15 protein-coding genes and 1 tRNA gene are annotated in these 14,316 nt (G+C 68.9%); 11 read left to right on the top strand and 5 right to left on the bottom strand.

Annotated features, from left to right (window positions below; genetic code table 11):
- The first annotated feature begins 467 nt into the window (after positions 1 to 467).
- A complete protein-coding gene (locus tag FBY40_RS01255) occupies positions 468 to 875 on the top strand; it encodes a dehydrogenase (protein WP_141935761.1) in 408 nt (135 codons plus the stop codon).
- Between the two features lie 26 nt (positions 876 to 901).
- Here the strand turns inward: FBY40_RS01255 and radA are convergent, their stop codons facing one another.
- Complete coding sequence (radA, locus tag FBY40_RS01250; protein ID WP_141935759.1) at positions 902 to 2,263, bottom strand: DNA repair protein RadA; 1,362 nt, start codon at positions 2,261 to 2,263, stop codon at positions 902 to 904.
- Positions 2,264 to 2,360: 97 nt separating this feature from the next.
- Positions 2,361 to 3,905 carry an amino acid permease gene (locus FBY40_RS01245; protein ID WP_141935757.1) on the bottom strand — a complete coding sequence of 515 codons (1,545 nt, stop codon included), beginning with the start codon at positions 3,903 to 3,905 and terminating at the stop codon, positions 2,361 to 2,363.
- Positions 3,906 to 4,104: 199 nt separating this feature from the next.
- On the opposite strand from FBY40_RS01245, the gene FBY40_RS01240 reads away from it, so the two are divergent.
- The 5 genes from FBY40_RS01240 to FBY40_RS01220 all read left to right on the top strand — a co-directional run bounded on the left by FBY40_RS01240 (position 4,105) and on the right by FBY40_RS01220 (position 9,158).
- The gene (locus tag FBY40_RS01240) at positions 4,105 to 5,460 is read left to right on the top strand and encodes a glutamine synthetase family protein (RefSeq protein WP_141935755.1); all 1,356 of its coding nucleotides are present in this window, start codon (positions 4,105 to 4,107) and stop codon (positions 5,458 to 5,460) included.
- Entirely contained in the window at positions 5,441 to 6,238 is a 798-nt protein-coding gene (locus tag FBY40_RS01235; protein ID WP_141935753.1) for a gamma-glutamyl-gamma-aminobutyrate hydrolase family protein, read from the top strand. Before FBY40_RS01240 ends, FBY40_RS01235 begins: the two co-directional genes overlap by 20 nt.
- Positions 6,235 to 7,593, top strand: coding sequence for an aldehyde dehydrogenase family protein (locus tag FBY40_RS01230; RefSeq protein WP_141935751.1), 1,359 nt, complete (start codon positions 6,235 to 6,237; stop codon positions 7,591 to 7,593). Before FBY40_RS01235 ends, FBY40_RS01230 begins: the two co-directional genes overlap by 4 nt.
- A 65-nt stretch (positions 7,594 to 7,658) precedes the next feature.
- The gene (locus FBY40_RS01225; RefSeq protein WP_141935749.1) at positions 7,659 to 8,432 is read left to right on the top strand and encodes a 3-oxoacyl-ACP reductase; all 774 of its coding nucleotides are present in this window, start codon (positions 7,659 to 7,661) and stop codon (positions 8,430 to 8,432) included.
- A complete protein-coding gene (locus FBY40_RS01220; RefSeq protein WP_235014412.1) occupies positions 8,433 to 9,158 on the top strand; it encodes a FadR/GntR family transcriptional regulator in 726 nt (241 codons plus the stop codon). It abuts the gene before it with no gap.
- 19 nt (positions 9,159 to 9,177) lie between these two features.
- Here the strand turns inward: FBY40_RS01220 and FBY40_RS01215 are convergent, their stop codons facing one another.
- Positions 9,178 to 10,128 (bottom strand): L-lactate dehydrogenase, encoded by a 951-nt coding sequence (locus tag FBY40_RS01215; RefSeq protein WP_141935745.1) that lies wholly within the window; start codon positions 10,126 to 10,128, stop codon positions 9,178 to 9,180.
- A 240-nt stretch (positions 10,129 to 10,368) separates the two neighbouring features.
- Between FBY40_RS01215 and FBY40_RS01210 the strand changes: the two genes are divergently transcribed.
- Positions 10,369 to 10,459: transfer RNA gene (locus FBY40_RS01210), tRNA-Ser, on the top strand.
- Positions 10,460 to 10,642: 183 nt separating this feature from the next.
- Here FBY40_RS01210 and FBY40_RS01205 read toward each other — a convergent pair.
- Positions 10,643 to 11,809: a site-specific integrase gene (locus FBY40_RS01205; protein ID WP_141935744.1), complete on the bottom strand. Its 1,167-nt coding sequence runs from the start codon at positions 11,807 to 11,809 to the stop codon at positions 10,643 to 10,645.
- The gene (locus FBY40_RS01200; protein WP_235014410.1) at positions 11,802 to 12,404 is read right to left on the bottom strand and encodes a hypothetical protein; all 603 of its coding nucleotides are present in this window, start codon (positions 12,402 to 12,404) and stop codon (positions 11,802 to 11,804) included. Before FBY40_RS01200 ends, FBY40_RS01205 begins: the two co-directional genes overlap by 8 nt.
- Before the next feature lie 112 nt (positions 12,405 to 12,516).
- Between FBY40_RS01200 and FBY40_RS01195 the strand changes: the two genes are divergently transcribed.
- From FBY40_RS01195 to FBY40_RS01180, 4 genes are read left to right on the top strand one after another with little or no spacing between them, the layout of a single operon-like run.
- On the top strand, positions 12,517 to 12,759 hold the full coding sequence (locus FBY40_RS01195; RefSeq protein WP_141935741.1) for a helix-turn-helix transcriptional regulator: 243 nt from the start codon (positions 12,517 to 12,519) through the stop codon (positions 12,757 to 12,759).
- Entirely contained in the window at positions 12,756 to 13,058 is a 303-nt protein-coding gene (locus FBY40_RS01190) for a glutaredoxin family protein (protein ID WP_442922848.1), read from the top strand. Before FBY40_RS01195 ends, FBY40_RS01190 begins: the two co-directional genes overlap by 4 nt.
- Positions 13,059 to 13,064: 6 nt before the next feature.
- Positions 13,065 to 14,012, top strand: a complete 948-nt coding sequence (locus tag FBY40_RS01185; RefSeq protein ID WP_141935736.1) for a hypothetical protein — start codon at positions 13,065 to 13,067, stop codon at positions 14,010 to 14,012.
- Between the two features lie 20 nt (positions 14,013 to 14,032).
- Complete coding sequence (locus tag FBY40_RS01180) at positions 14,033 to 14,284, top strand: hypothetical protein (protein ID WP_141935735.1); 252 nt, start codon at positions 14,033 to 14,035, stop codon at positions 14,282 to 14,284.
- Positions 14,285 to 14,316: the final 32 nt, after the last annotated feature.

Below are 14,316 nucleotides of genomic sequence, written 5' to 3'. Positions count from 1 at the left end.
AGACGGGATTGCGGTCCCCTCGCATCGATGCAGTCGATGCGAGGGGACTCACATGCTGTGAACGATCAGTCGGCCCCCATGCCCCCTTGGCTCCCAGCTTCCCCAGTTGGATCGAGCGGCTTGTGATAGCCCCAGCCCCGCTCGATCGCCGTGATCACACTAACCGTCGTCGAGCGGCCTTGTCCACCGTTTGGGGGACATGATTTTCATCTTTTCGGCGGGCGCGGAAAACGGCCTATCCTCCCGCCTTCCGTCACCGGCGTGTCCCCCATTTGGGGGACAGCGGAAAGTCGATGCAGCGACGTATCCTAGAGCTGTCCATCGGGTGAGCTGTCGTCGTTGTCCCCAGCAGCGAGTTCGTCCCCAGCGAGCGTCCAGACGTGCCCCGGTGGGCATGGCCCTTCCGCCGATCCTTTCCTCGCAGAGGGTCCCCGGGAGGGCCATTGACGTTCCCGTAGGCTGGAGGGATGGCGGGGAAGAAGCGCGCTCGACGAGCGCCCGAGCTGGATTTCCGCAACACCGCGCTCAGTGACGCGCTGCAGACGCAGGATATGGCCGCGGTGGCGTTCGCTCTGCGGCACGGACCCACCGTCGTCCCGCTGCTGCGCGCCGGAGCCCGCGATGACCCGCGCGACGCCGGCGAGGTGTGGACCTACCGCGACCCCGAATCGGGCGACCTCGCCCTCCTGCTTTTCAGCGATGCCGCTCACAAGCCCGAGAGTCTGCCGCCCACGGTGGCCCTGCAGTCTCCGGCGTGGCTGCGCGCCTTCCTCGGCCGCCATCGCGAGGCGGTGAAGACGGTGTTCTTCGACATCGCCGGCCCCCACCCGATGCAGGCATCACCCGACGATCTCATCGCCGCGCTCGACGCCTGACTCCGGCGCCGCCGCGCGATCGGCGCTCAGAACTCGGGAACGTCGCGCAGGCGCCCCGAGGCGTGGGGCACCAGGTCTCGGAGCGCGGCGGCGAGATGACCGGATGACGCATCGACGACCGTCGCGTAGCCGAGCCGGCCGGCCTCGGTGCGCCGCTGCGCCGCCTGCGTGACCGGCCGCACCTCGCCCGCGAGGGTGAGCTCGCCGATGGCGGCGACTCCGCGCGCCAGCGCACGGTCGCGCATCGAGTTCACCACGGCGACCGCGATGGCCAGATCTGCCGCAGGTTCGAGCAGGCGCACCCCGCCGACGGTCGAGACGTAGACGTCGCACGCCGAGACCTTGAGGTTGAGGCGCTTCTCGATCACGGCGAGGATCATCGCCACCCGGGCGCCGTCCACACCGCTGACGACGCGGCGGGCGTTCGGCGACGCCGTGGGGATGGTCAGGGCCTGGATCTCCACCGGAATCGCCCGGCGGCCCTCGAGCGCGATGGTGACGCACGTGCCGGGGACCGGCTCGCCGTGCCCGAGGAACAGAGCGCTGGGGTCGGGCACCTCAGCGATTCCCTCCCCGGTCATGTCGAAGCATCCGACCTCGTCGGTCGGGCCGAAGCGGTTCTTCAGGGCCCTCACGAACCGGAGCGATGTCTGTCGGTCGCCCTCGAACTGGCAGACCACGTCGACGAGGTGCTCGAGGATGCGCGGGCCGGCGATCGTGCCGTCTTTCGTGACGTGTCCGACCAGGATCGTCGGCAGAGCGCGCTCCTTGGCGACGCGGATGAGGGTCGAGGCGACCTCGCGGACCTGGCTCGGGTGCCCGGCCGCGCCGTCGGACATCGCGGACGACACCGTCTGCACCGAGTCGACGATCAGCAGATCGGGAGCGACCTCGTCGATGTGGCCGAGGATGGTGGCGAGGTCGGTCTCGCTGGCCAGATACAGCTCGTCGTGGAGGGCGCCGGTGCGTTCCGCGCGGAGGCGCACCTGCGCGAGCGACTCCTCGGCGCTTGCGTACAGCACACGCTGCCCGCTGCGCGCGGTGTGGACGGCCACCTCGAGCAGCAGCGTGGACTTGCCGACTCCCGGCTCGCCGGAGAGGAGGATGGCCGCGCCGGGAACGAGGCCCCCGCCGAGCACCCGGTCGAACTCGCCGACCCCCGTCGTCCGCCGCGGGGCGTCGCGCGTATCGACCGCGGTGATCGGTCGCGCTGCGCGCTGCGCGCCCGGCGCGACCGGTGCGATCTGCGTGGTGATCCCGGTCTGCTCTGCGGCCTCGACGACGGTCCCCCACTGCTGGCACTCACCGCAGCGCCCGACCCAGCGGGCGGTCGTCCACCCGCACTCCGTGCACCGGTACGGGGCGGTCGTGGCGGTGCGACGGGGCATGCTGCGACCTTAGCCGCGGCCCCCGACATCCGATCCGTTCTCCGTCGGCGAGGCGCTGCAACCCCCCAGTCGCAGCACCTCGCCCCGGTGAGAAAGGTCAGGCGTCTTTGCCGAAGACCTGAGACTCCATGGCGTCGTATCCCTCTGCTTGAGGGTCGCCGTGGCGGCCCCCGGACAAAGCGTATTCCTCCTCGGGCGAAAGCACGAGACGGTGACGGAAGAATAGGCCGAACCCGAGCAGGATGACGACGTACACGACCACGATCGCGATGATCGCCGGAAGGAACGTCGGGTTCAGGAGGAATCCGACGAAGACGATCGCCGCGATCACCGCTGCCAGGATCGCACCCGGCACACCCCACGGACTCTTGTAGGGCCGGTTGACGTTCGGGAACTTCCGGCGCAGCAGCACGAACGACACCATCTGCAGGAAGTAGGCCAGCACCGCGCCCCACACCGCGATGTTCAGCACGATCGCGCCGGCGACCGCGCCGGCGCCCTCGTTCACCGCGGCGAGGGTGTCGAGGATCGCCAGCGCCACGAAGCCGATCGCCGCGCCGACGGTCAGAGCCACCCACGGGGTCTTGCGCTTGCCGGTCAGGGAGAGGAAGCGCGGGTAGTAGCCGGCGCGGGAGAGGGAGTACATGTTGCGGCCGTAGGCGAACATGATCCCCTGGAGCGAGGCGAGAAGCCCGACGAGGGCGAGGAGGGCGAGCACCGCCGCCGCCTCGTCGCCCACGATCGCGCGGAACCCGTCGAGCAGCGGCTCACCGGCGACCCCGGTCGCCTCGGCGCCGATGACGCCGGTGTTGAGGAAGAGCACGAGAAGTCCCGTGACGATGAGCGTGCCGCGGGCCCAGAAGCCGGCTTTCGGGATGTCGCGCACGGGGTTGTGGGATTCCTCCGCCGCCAGCGGCAGCTCCTCGATGCCGAGGAAGAACCACATCGCGAAGGGGAGGGCGAACAGGATCGGCAGCACGCCGTGCGGCAGGAACGCGGTCTGACCCGGGTCGGGGGCGATGTCCCAGAGGTTCGCCCACTGGAACGCGCCGGAGAAGACGGCCATCAGCGAGAAGACGACGATGATGCCGATCGAGATGACCGACACGACGATCGCGAAGCGGAACGAGATCGCGGCCCCCGCCGAGTTCAGGGCGATGAACACCACGTAGAGCACCAGCCACCACACCCAGGGCGGCAGCGACAGGCCGAGCAGTTCGCTCGTGATCGCATCGGCGTAGGACGCCGAGAAGTAGACGATCACAGCGGTGGTGGCCACGTACTCGATCGTCTCCGCCGCGCCGGTGACGAGCCCTCCCCAGGGGCCCATCGCCGAACGCGCGAACGAGTACGCGCCACCGGTGTGCGGCATCGCCGCCGCCATCTCCCCGATCGAGAAGATCAGGCCGTAGTACATCAGGACCAGCACGGCGAACGCGATCAGCATGCCGCCGAAGCCGGCGAAGTCGATGCCGAAGTTCCAGCCCGAGAAGTCTCCCGAGATCACGGCGGCGACGGCGAGGCCCCACAGACCCCAGATCCCCGCGGCGCGTTTGAGTCCGCGCTTTTCGAAGTAGTCCTGGCCCGCTCGCGTATAGGTCGCTCCGGCGACCTTCTGGGGCTCGCTCTTCGACTGTGACATCGGTCCTCCGTGCGCTCGGGTGCGGCGAGGGTGTGCGCCTTGCGGATGATTGTGGACCCAATGGTGGGCTGTGTCTACCTTTATCTCGACGAGCCCGGTTACAGTGGTCGCGACCGGACCCCACCGGTCGGCGGCGCATCGGTCGAAAGGCGCCGCCGCCTGACGGTGGGGGAGCGCTGCACCACAGTGAGGAGCAAGGATGCCGGGAAACATGACTCCGTCCGAGTTGGCGGCGGCCATCGCGGCCGGTGAGATCGACACCGTCATCGTCGGTTTCGCCGATGCCCAGGGTCGCCTGGTCGGCAAGCGGGTGTCGGCGCGGCTGTTCCAGGAGGAGGTGCTGCACCACGGCGCCGAGGCGTGCAACTACCTCCTGTCGGTCGACGTCGACATGAACACCGTCGACGGCTACACCATGGCCAGCTGGGAGACCGGGTACGGCGACATGATGCTGCTGCCCGACATCGAGACCCTGCGCCGCGTCCCGTGGCAGCCCGGAACCGCGCTGGTCATGGCCGACCTCGGGTGGGAGGGCGGCGACGCTGTCGCGCAGTCGCCGCGAGCCATCCTGCAGGCCCAGCGCGCCCGTCTCGCCGAGCGCGGGCTCGTCGGCTACAGCGGCACGGAGCTGGAGTTCATGGTCTTCGACGAGAGCTACCGCTGCGCGTGGGCCAAGGGGTACCGCGATCTGAAGCCCTCCACCGACTACAACGTCGACTACGACATCCTCGCCTCGACCCGACTGGAGCCGCTGCTGCGTGACATCCGTCTGGGAATGGACGGAGCGGGCATGTACTGCGAGGGGGTGAAGGGCGAATGCAACCTCGGGCAGCAGGAGATCGCGTTCCGCTTCGCCGAGGTGCTCGAGACCGCCGACCAGCACACCATCTACAAGACCGGTGCGAAGCAGATCGCTGACCAGCACGGCAAGGCGATCACCTTCATGGCGAAGTTCAACGAGCGCGAGGGCAACAGCTGCCACATCCACCTCTCGGTGCGCTCGGAGGCGGGGGAGCCGGTGATGTCCGGCGACGGCCCTCACGGGTTCAGTCCGCTGATGCAGTCGTGGATCGCCGGGATCCTCGCCACGCTCCGCGAGTTCACCCTGCTCTACGCCCCGACGATCAACTCGTACAAGCGCTTCGCGAAGGGCAGCTTCGCGCCGACCGGCATCGCGTGGGGCGTGGACAACCGCACCTGCGCCCTCCGCGTGGTCGGGCACGGCTCGTCGCTGCGCGTGGAGAACCGGGTGCCCGGCGGCGACGTGAACCCCTACATGGCGATCTCCGCGATCATCGCCGGCGGCCTCCACGGGCTCGAGCACGAGCTGCCGCTTCCCGACCCGCTGCGCGGCAACGCCTACGCCGCCGGCGTCGACCATCTGCCGACGACCCTCCGCGAGGCGGCGCAGCTCTTCGATGAGTCCGCGATCGCGCGGGCGGCTTTCGGCGACGAGGTCGTCGAGCACTACCTCAATCAGGCGCGCATCGAGGTCGAGGCCTACGACGCCGCCGTGACCGACTGGGAGCGGGTGCGTGGTTTCGAGCGGCTCTGACGACACCGGCGGCGCGCGGACGAGGCGGCCCGTCATCGGCCTCACCACCTACCTCGAGCAGGCCGCCCAGGGGGTGTGGGATGTGCGGGCCGCCTTCCTTCCCGAGGTGTACTTCGACGCCGTGACCGCCTCCGGGGGGATCGCGGTGCTCCTTCCCCCGCAGCCGGCGCCCGACGACGCCGCGCCCGCGGTCCTCGACGGACTCGACGGGCTGATCCTCACCGGCGGGGTCGACGTGCAGCCCGAGCTGTACGGCGCGCCGCGGCATCCGCTCACCGACCCGGCCCGCGCCGATCGCGACGCGTGGGAGCTGGCGCTGTTCTCGGGCGCGGAGGCCAGGCGGATGCCGGTGCTGGCGATCTGTCGCGGGATGCAGGTGGTCAACGTCGCACGCGGCGGCAGCCTGCATCAGCACCTCCCCGACGTGCTCGGCACCGAGAAGTACCGCCTCGGGAACGGCGTCTTCGCGACCAACCCGGCCGAGGTCGAGGCGGGCTCGCGGCTCGCGGAGCTCGTCGGGGCCGGCACGCAGGAGGTGCACAGCTACCACCACCAGGGCATCGATCGCCTCGGCGACGGGCTGGCCGTCACCGCGCGGACCGACGACGGGCTGGTCTACGCCGTGGAGGGCACCGGCGATGGGTACCTGCTCGGCGTGCAGTGGCATCCCGAACAGAACCTCGACGACCGCCGGCTCTTCGCCGGGCTCGTGCGCGAGGCCGCCGATTACCGGGCCCGCTCGCGCGCTTCGCACCCAGAGCAGGAGGTGTCGGCATGAGCGACACGATCACCCTCGTCAACCCCGCCACCGGACGGGCGTTCCGCGAGATCCCGCGCGCCGGTCTCGCCGAGGTCGACGCCGCCATCGCGAGCGCCGTGGTGGCGCAGCGCGCCTGGGCAGCGTTCGCCCCGGGTGCCCGAGCCGACGCCCTCCGCGCCTTCGCGCGGGTCGTCGAGGCGCACGTCGACGAGCTCGCCGCCCTCGAGGTGGAGAACTCCGGTCACCCCATCGGGTCGGCGAGGTGGGAGGCCTCGCACGTCGCGCAGGTGCTGAACTACTACGCCGCCTCACCCGAGCGCCTGATCGGCCAGCAGATCCCCGTCGCCGGGGGACTGGATGTCACCTTCCACGAGCCCTACGGCGTGGTGGGGATCATCGTGCCGTGGAACTTCCCGATGACGATCGCGTCGTGGGGGTTCGCGCCGGCGCTCGCCGCCGGCAACGCGGTGGTGCTGAAGCCGGCCGAGCTGACGCCGCTGACCGCGATCCGCCTGGGCGAGCTCGCTCTCGACGCGGGTCTTCCCGACGGCCTCTTCCAGGTCGTCACCGGATCGGGATCGGTCGTCGGACAGCGGTTCGTCAGCCACCCCGACGTCCGCAAGGTCGTCTTCACGGGGTCCACCGAGGTCGGGACGGATGTCGCGGCGGGCTGTGCCCGCATGCTGAAGCCGGTGACGCTCGAGCTCGGCGGCAAGTCGGCCAACATCGTCTTCGCCGACGCCGACCTCGAGCGCGCCGCCGCGAGTGCGCCCGGATCGGTGTTCGACAACGCAGGGCAGGACTGCTGCGCCCGCAGCCGCCTCCTCGTCGAACGCTCGGTCTACGACCGGTTCCTCGAGCTGCTCGAGCCGGCCGTCCAGGCGTGGCGGGTCGGCGACCCCGGGTCGGCCGACACCGACATGGGGCCGCTCATCTCCGCTTCTCACCGCGACACCGTCGCCGGCTTCCTCGACGGCGTCGACGTCGCCTTCCGCGGCGCAGCTCCGGCGGGCGAGGGTTTCTGGTTCGCGCCCACGGTGGTGCTGGCATCCCCCGGCGACAGGATCGCGCAGGAGGAGGTCTTCGGACCCGTCGTCGCGGTGCTGCCCTTCGACGACGAGGCCGACGCGATCCGTCTCGCCAACGACACGATCTACGGCCTCGCCGGGTCGCTGTGGACCGAGAACCTCGGCCGCGCCGTGCGCGTCGCCCGGGGGGTGAAGAGCGGCGTGCTGTCGGTGAACTCGCACTCCTCGGTGCGGTACGCCACCCCGTTCGGCGGGATGAAGGCCTCCGGTCTCGGGCGCGAGCTCGGGCCCGACGCCGCCGAGCACTTCACCGAGACCAAGAACGTCTTCTTCGCCACCGACTGACCGTGACCGGTCGTTGAGCGAGCGCAGCGAGTCGAAACGCCCCACGATCCAGACAGGAAACACCCATGGACCTCACCCAACGCCTCGCCGACCGGGTCGCCATCGTCACCGGTGGTGCGAGCGGCATCGGCCTCGCCACCGCCCGCCGCTTCGCCTCTGAAGGCGCCCGCGTCGTGATCGCCGACGTCGACCCCGCGTCGGGCGAGCGGGCGGCCGCCGAGGTGGACGGGCTCTTCCGTCCGGTCGACGTCGCCGACGAGGCATCCGTCAATCAGCTCTTCGACTCGGTCGCGGGCGACCTCGGGCGCCTCGACATCGCCTTCAACAACGCCGGCATCTCACCCGCCGACGACGACTCGATCGAGACGACGGAGCTCCCCGCGTGGGACCGGGTGCAGGACGTCAACCTCAAGAGCGTGTATCTGTGCTCGCGCGCGGCGCTGCGCCACATGGTGCCGGCGGGACGCGGATCAATCATCAACACCGCGTCGTTCGTGGCGCTGCTGGGATCGGCGACCTCGCAGATCTCCTACACGGCGTCGAAAGGCGGAGTGCTCGCGATGACGCGCGAGCTCGGGGTGCAGTTCGCACGACAGGGGATCCGGGTGAACGCGCTCTGCCCGGGGCCGGTGAACACCCCGCTCCTGCGCGAGCTCTTCGCAGAAGACCCCGAGCGCGCGCAGCGCCGCCTCATCCACGTGCCCATGGGGCGGTTCGCCGAACCCGAGGAGATGGCCGCGGCGGTCGCCTTCCTCGCCTCCGACGACGCCTCGTTCATCACCGCCACCGCGTTCGTCGTCGACGGCGGCATCACAAACGCGTATGTCACCCCCCTGTAGGTGAGTGCCGTGTCCGTCGAGGTGCCCCTCCCCGCCGTGCGGCGCGCGGTCTACCGGCCGGTGCGCGGGGGGAACGCCCTCGAAGACACCATCGCCCGCCTCATCCAGACCGTGCGGCTCGGCGTCGTCGCGCCGGGGGAGTCGCTGCCGCCCGAGCGCGAGCTCGCCGGGCTCTACGGGGTCAGCCGCGACACCGTGCGCGAGGCGATCCGCGAGCTCGCCGACACCGGGTACCTCGTGCGGCGGCGCGGCCGGTACGGCGGCACGTTCGTCGCCGACCCGCTGCCGCAGCCGGCGTCGGTCGCGGTGAGCGCGACCGAGCTCGAAGACGTGCTGGGCCTTCGGCGGGTGCTCGAGGCGGGTGCGGCGCGCACCGCTGCCGGGCGCACCCTCGACCCCGAGGCGAGAGCCGAGCTGTGGGCACGGCACGAGGAGGCCGCGCTCGTCGGCACCGACGACTACCGTCGGCTCGACACGCTGCTGCACCTGACGATCGCCGAGCTCGCCGCGGTCCCCTCCCTCGTCGCCCTCATCGCCGAGAACCGGGCGCAGGTCAACGTGTGGCTCGACGCGTTTCCGCTCCTTCCCCGCAACATCGAGCACTCCAACGCCCAGCACGAGGCGATCGTCACCGCGATCCTGGCCGGGCGAGCGGATGCCGCCGAGGCGGCCGTCCTCGAACACCTCGCCGGGTCGGAGTCGCTTCTGCGCGGGTTCCTCGGCTGAGGGCCTGGTCGGATTCAGGTCACGGGAGCGAGCGCGCGACGTCGTGGATCGCTGCGGCAGAGCGGTGGAACAGCTCGAGTTCGTGGTCGGAGAAGGTCGTCTCGCGCACCGGCGTCGCGCCGGACGCGCTGACGATCGACGGGACCGAGAGGGCGACCCCGTCGACCCCGTGGAAGTCGCGCAGCACCGTCGAGACCGGCATCACCGCGTGCTCATCACCGAGGACCGCCTCGATGATGCGGGCGCTGGAGAGGCCGATGGCGTAGTTCGTCGCCCCCTTCCCCTGGATGACCTTGTACGCGGCATCCCGCACGTCCACCGCGATCTCGTCCAGCTCGGTCTGCGTCATCGGCGGATGACCCGCGGCCTGCCACTCGCGGATCGGCACGGTGCCGATCGTCGCGCGCGACCACAGCGGGAACTCAGTGTCGCCGTGCTCTCCGACGATGTAGGCGTGCACACTCGAGGTCGACACCCCCGCGCGTTGCGCGAGCTTCCATCGCAGGCGCGAGGTGTCGAGCACGGTGCCCGAGGCGAAGATGCGCTCGGGCGGGAGCCCTGTCTCCTGCTGCGCGCGGACCGTCAGTACGTCGCAGGGGTTCGTCACGATGACGTAGATCGCGTTCGGGGCGACGTCGAGGAGCTCGGGCAGCATGCGCTGCAGGATGCCGGCGTTCACGCCCGCCAGGTCGATGCGGGTCTGACCGGGGTCCTGCTTCGCGCCGGCGGTGATGACGATGACATGCGAACCCTCGGCGACGCCGATGTCGCTGCCGCCCACGATGTCGCTCCGCCCGGTGAACTGCGTGCCGTGGGCGAGGTCGAGCACCTCGGCGTCGACCTTCGCGGTGGCGATGTCGTAGAGGGCGACGTGCCGGGCCGACCCGCGGATCAGCGCTGCGTACGCGGTGCTCGCACCCACGCTTCCGGCGCCGACGATGGTGACCTTGGAGTTCTCGATGACCGCCATGCGCTCAGTCTCCCAGCCGGCCGTGCGCGGGTGTGGCCCGATCTCTCGTCGCCGAGCGAGCGGCGCGGCCGTGGCGGTGCGCCGGTCCGTGGCATCCGTCCTCACCGCCCTTCCGACGTCTGCACTTCTCCCGTCAGCTTTCGCCCCTCCCTCGGCTCTCCGAGGGCAGAAGCTGCCGGGAGAGGGAGGGTCGGATGCCGCGATTCGCGACCGACCGCGGCGTGTCGTAGACTCTTCGGCGGTGACGTGTCCGAGCGGCCGAAGGTGCAACTCTCGAAAAGTTGTGTAGGGTAACCCCCTACCGTGGGTTCAAATCCCACCGTCACCGCCATCGTCGAAGCCCCGCGAACCCCTGTAAATATTGGGATCGCGGGGCTTTCGTCTTACCCTTCGCCGGGCAGGCGGGTAAAGAATGGGTAAAAGTGCGTTGCGCAGCGTGCTCGACACCACCTCCGGGAGTTCTGCGAACGGCCGTGGTCCGCCCCCGCAACGCCCATTGCGCGCGTCGCGATGGTCAGCGGTCGAGTTGACCGTAGCTGCGCCCGGGCCCGCGATAGCCGGCGGGTCCCGCGTGCGAACTCTCCGGAATCGTGATCGTGCGCTGGGTGTCGCGAGCGCGGCTGAGCGCCTGTGCGACGTAATCCAGGTCGTCGTCGAAGAGATCGGCGTACGTGTCGAGTGTCATCGCCGCGCTGGCGTGACCGAGCATCCGCTGTACTGCTTTGACGTTTGCGCCGGCGCTGATAGCCAGGCTCGCGGCGGTATGACGCAGATCGTGAGGGGAGATGTAGGGGAAGTCGGGGTCGATCTCTCGTGCGCGGCGGACGGCGGCAGCGAACCAGCCATCTTGGGAGCTGGGGAGCCGGAGGTGGTCGTCGCCGTCGCCGAAGAGGAGGTGCTCAGCTGCCTTCCCCCGCATGTCTGCGCGGATGGCCGGGTCGAGGAAGTCAGGGTAGGGCACGGACCTGGCCGCGTGGGTCTTGGGTGTGCCGGTGTGAACGGTGCCGTTGACCATGACGGCGTTCTCTTGCACGTGCACGCGCCGGCGCATCGGGTCGACGTCGCGGACGCGGAGCCCCGTAGCTTCTCCCCACCGCAACCCGGTGTACGCGAGAAAGAGGATGATGTCTGGGTATCGAGATTCGCTGGCGAGCAGCTCGACCTGTCGATGGGTCAAGTACACGCGGCGTTTGGGTTGCTTGCGGGGCAGCTTGATCCCCCGCACCGGGTTCTCTCTGAGCCGACGGTCCCGCACGGCCACGTCGAGAATCGACGCGAGTATGCCGTATGCGCGGATCACGGTGGATGCGCCGCGTCTTTCGCTCAGTTCAGTGACCCAGCTCCGGGCGTCGCTGTAGCGGACGGCGTTGACACGGATGGATGCCCATCTCGGCTGCACGTGAACGCGCCAGCATGACTCAAGGGGATGCATCGACGAAGGCTTGAGGACCGCCCGCTGGTCCTGGAGCCAGATATTGCCCAGTTCGCCAATCGTGATGCGGGAGTCGCTCGGGTCGACGTACTCCTGCTGCCTAATGGCTACCGTGACGCTGGCCAGGAACTCCTCAGCGTCGCGCTTCGTCCGGAAGCCTCGCTTCGCCCCGTGAGTGCGATCTGGCTTCTTGTATCGGACGAGGTATCGTTTGCCGTCCTTCGTGGAATACGACTGGATGCTACCCATCCGCCTGTCGGCCGACGATGTAGTTCATGCCCTCCAGGCGCCCAGCGGCACGAGCCTTCTTGATCCAGTCAGAGGCGGTGCGATGCGGTACTCCGAGTTCGTGCTGCACGGCTCTCACCGGTGGCAGCCCAGCCAGCGCCGCGGTGCCATAGAGGATTTCGATGGCGTCCATCCGAGCATCCTTGTTGGCTCGCTTGACGACGTCCTTCGCTAGCCACTCGGGGATGATCCGTCCGGCGGTGCTAGTCAATTCCGCGGCAGTGATCCACGTCGCCGTCGGATCGGCTTCGTTGTCGAGAGTGAGCGCGATGCAATGCGGTGCCGCCGCCTGAACCATGCCCTGGATCGGCACCTGCCGAAGCGCGACGTTGTTCACCTCGACGTCGGCATGGAGGGCACGATTGTTGACCTCGCTGACCAGGTAGCGACCCTCGGATGCGTGGTATCGGGCGTGCAACGTCGTCTCGATACCAACACCTTCGTCGGCGGCGCTTGCGCGGAACGCAGGAGCGATCCGCAACGCGGAACCGACGGGCAGTGTCGCATCTTCCCATGTCATGGGTGCTCCGTCAGGTGTGCGCACGTCGACCTTCACCTCCTCAGTCTGTCAGACCGCGTCGTTCATACGCAGATCGCTCTTGACTGACCATAGCAAAAAATGCTCTACTCATGTCAAACATCGGAGCGGGTATGCAAGGAGGCTGGAAATGACGAACACATCAACGGGGAAGGCCAATGCAGACGAGCGTCGGCTACTCACCCCCGCTGAGGTCGCTGCCAAGCTCGGTGTGACCGAGAATGCACTTGCGATCTGGCGCTATTACCGACGGGGCCCGAACTTCTTCAAGCTAGGGCGAGCGGTGCGCTACGACGCCTTGGAAGTCGAGCAGTTCAAGGAAGACAACGCTCAGATCTGTCGGCACGACATCCGCAACCTTCGGCGGCGATGATGGCGACCGTCACCGTGTACTCCACAGGTCCTGGCTGCATTCGTTGCACCTTGACGTGTCGGGCATTGGCGGCAGTAGGAATCGACTTCCGAGTTGTCGACCTCTCAACCGACGCTGCGGCGGTGGAGCTGGTGACTCGAACACTCGGCCATTCGCAGGCGCCCGTAGTCGTCGTCGATCAGCATCCCGACATGCACTGGTCGGGGTTCCGGCCCGACCTGTTCACTCAGCTCGCCGCTCGTATCGACAGCGAACCGGACGGTGGCCCGACAGCGGGCTCGCCAATCGGGCGGGTTTGACACGTCATGGCGACGGAACCCGGTGACTCAGATGCTGCGGCCCGCGCCCGTCGCAAAGCTGAACGGCTCAAGCAGTGGAAGCAAGCCAACCCCGACAAGGTCAAGCGGTATCGCGATAACCGCGGGAGCGACGCAAGCAAGGCCCGGCGTCGCGAACGAGACCGCGCCAGGCGTGAAAAGGAACGCGCTGATGAGGAGCGCCGCGCAGCAGCCCGCGCACGCGCCCGCGATTGGTACGCGGAGAACCGCGAACGCCATCTCGAGGCGCAGCGTCAGTACCGGGCGGCACAGCGCGCGGCGGACCCCGATGGCTTCCGGGTAGCGAAGCGGGAGCGGAACAAGCGATGGCGCGACGGGCACCGGGATCAGGAGAATGCCAAGCTGCGCGAGAAGTACCGCGCCGACCCGGAGCAGAAGCGCGCCGGTGCCGCCCGCTACTACGAGAACCACGCGGAGAAAGTCAAAGCACGTCGCCGTGAGTACTACGCCCGCAACCGTGACGCGCAGTTGGAGAAGCAGCGGGCGTGGCGAGCGAGAGAGAAGCGACGTCTCGACGCGGGACTTCCGGCCTACCGCGTTCATCGCACCGCAAAGGCTGAACGCGACGCCAATCGCGTCGCCGCGACGACGTTCTTCACGCGATCTCGGACAACCAACGAAATTGAGACGATGCTCGAGGAGCTAGGGACGCCAGCCGAGCTCCTCGCCCCCTTTCAACGAGACTGTGCCCGGGCCCGCGCCGAGTACCGCCACGCCATCGCCCCGGGGCGTCCGGAACCCGCAGCACGCTCCGCTGACAGAGTCGCTCGCGAACGAGAAGACGAGCGACTCGATGCCATTGCACGTGCGATCAACGACCAGCTTCGTCACGCGCCGCGAAATGGTAGCCGGGCGAGTGACGACGCTCCGCTTCCCACACGCAGTCACGCGCAGACACGAGAGATGGGACGATGACAACGACCAAAGGAGCCCGCATGATCGACCGCGCAGATGTCGAGGAACTCATCTTTCGCGTCGCCGAATGCGCCTTCCGATATCACCCCGCCCGGTCGACTACTGAGCCCGGGTACACCGTTGAAGAGGACGTCGCGTGGTGCGTCAAGCCGCTATCAGGGAAAGAAGGAGTGGATGCCGCGGCGCTGGCCCGTACCATCCAGCTTCTGATCACTGACCCGACCGCCGACCGACGCGCGTTCATCGACGAGTGGGAGAGTAGGGCGCGGTAGCGCGGGTCGGCGTCTGCGACCGCGTTCGCTAG

Source organism: Microbacterium sp. SLBN-154 (assembly GCF_006715565.1).
In the GTDB taxonomy this organism is placed as follows: domain Bacteria; phylum Actinomycetota; class Actinomycetes; order Actinomycetales; family Microbacteriaceae; genus Microbacterium.
The sequence above is the reverse complement of the archived record's forward strand: the minus strand, read 5'-3'. Positions and strand labels throughout refer to the sequence as shown.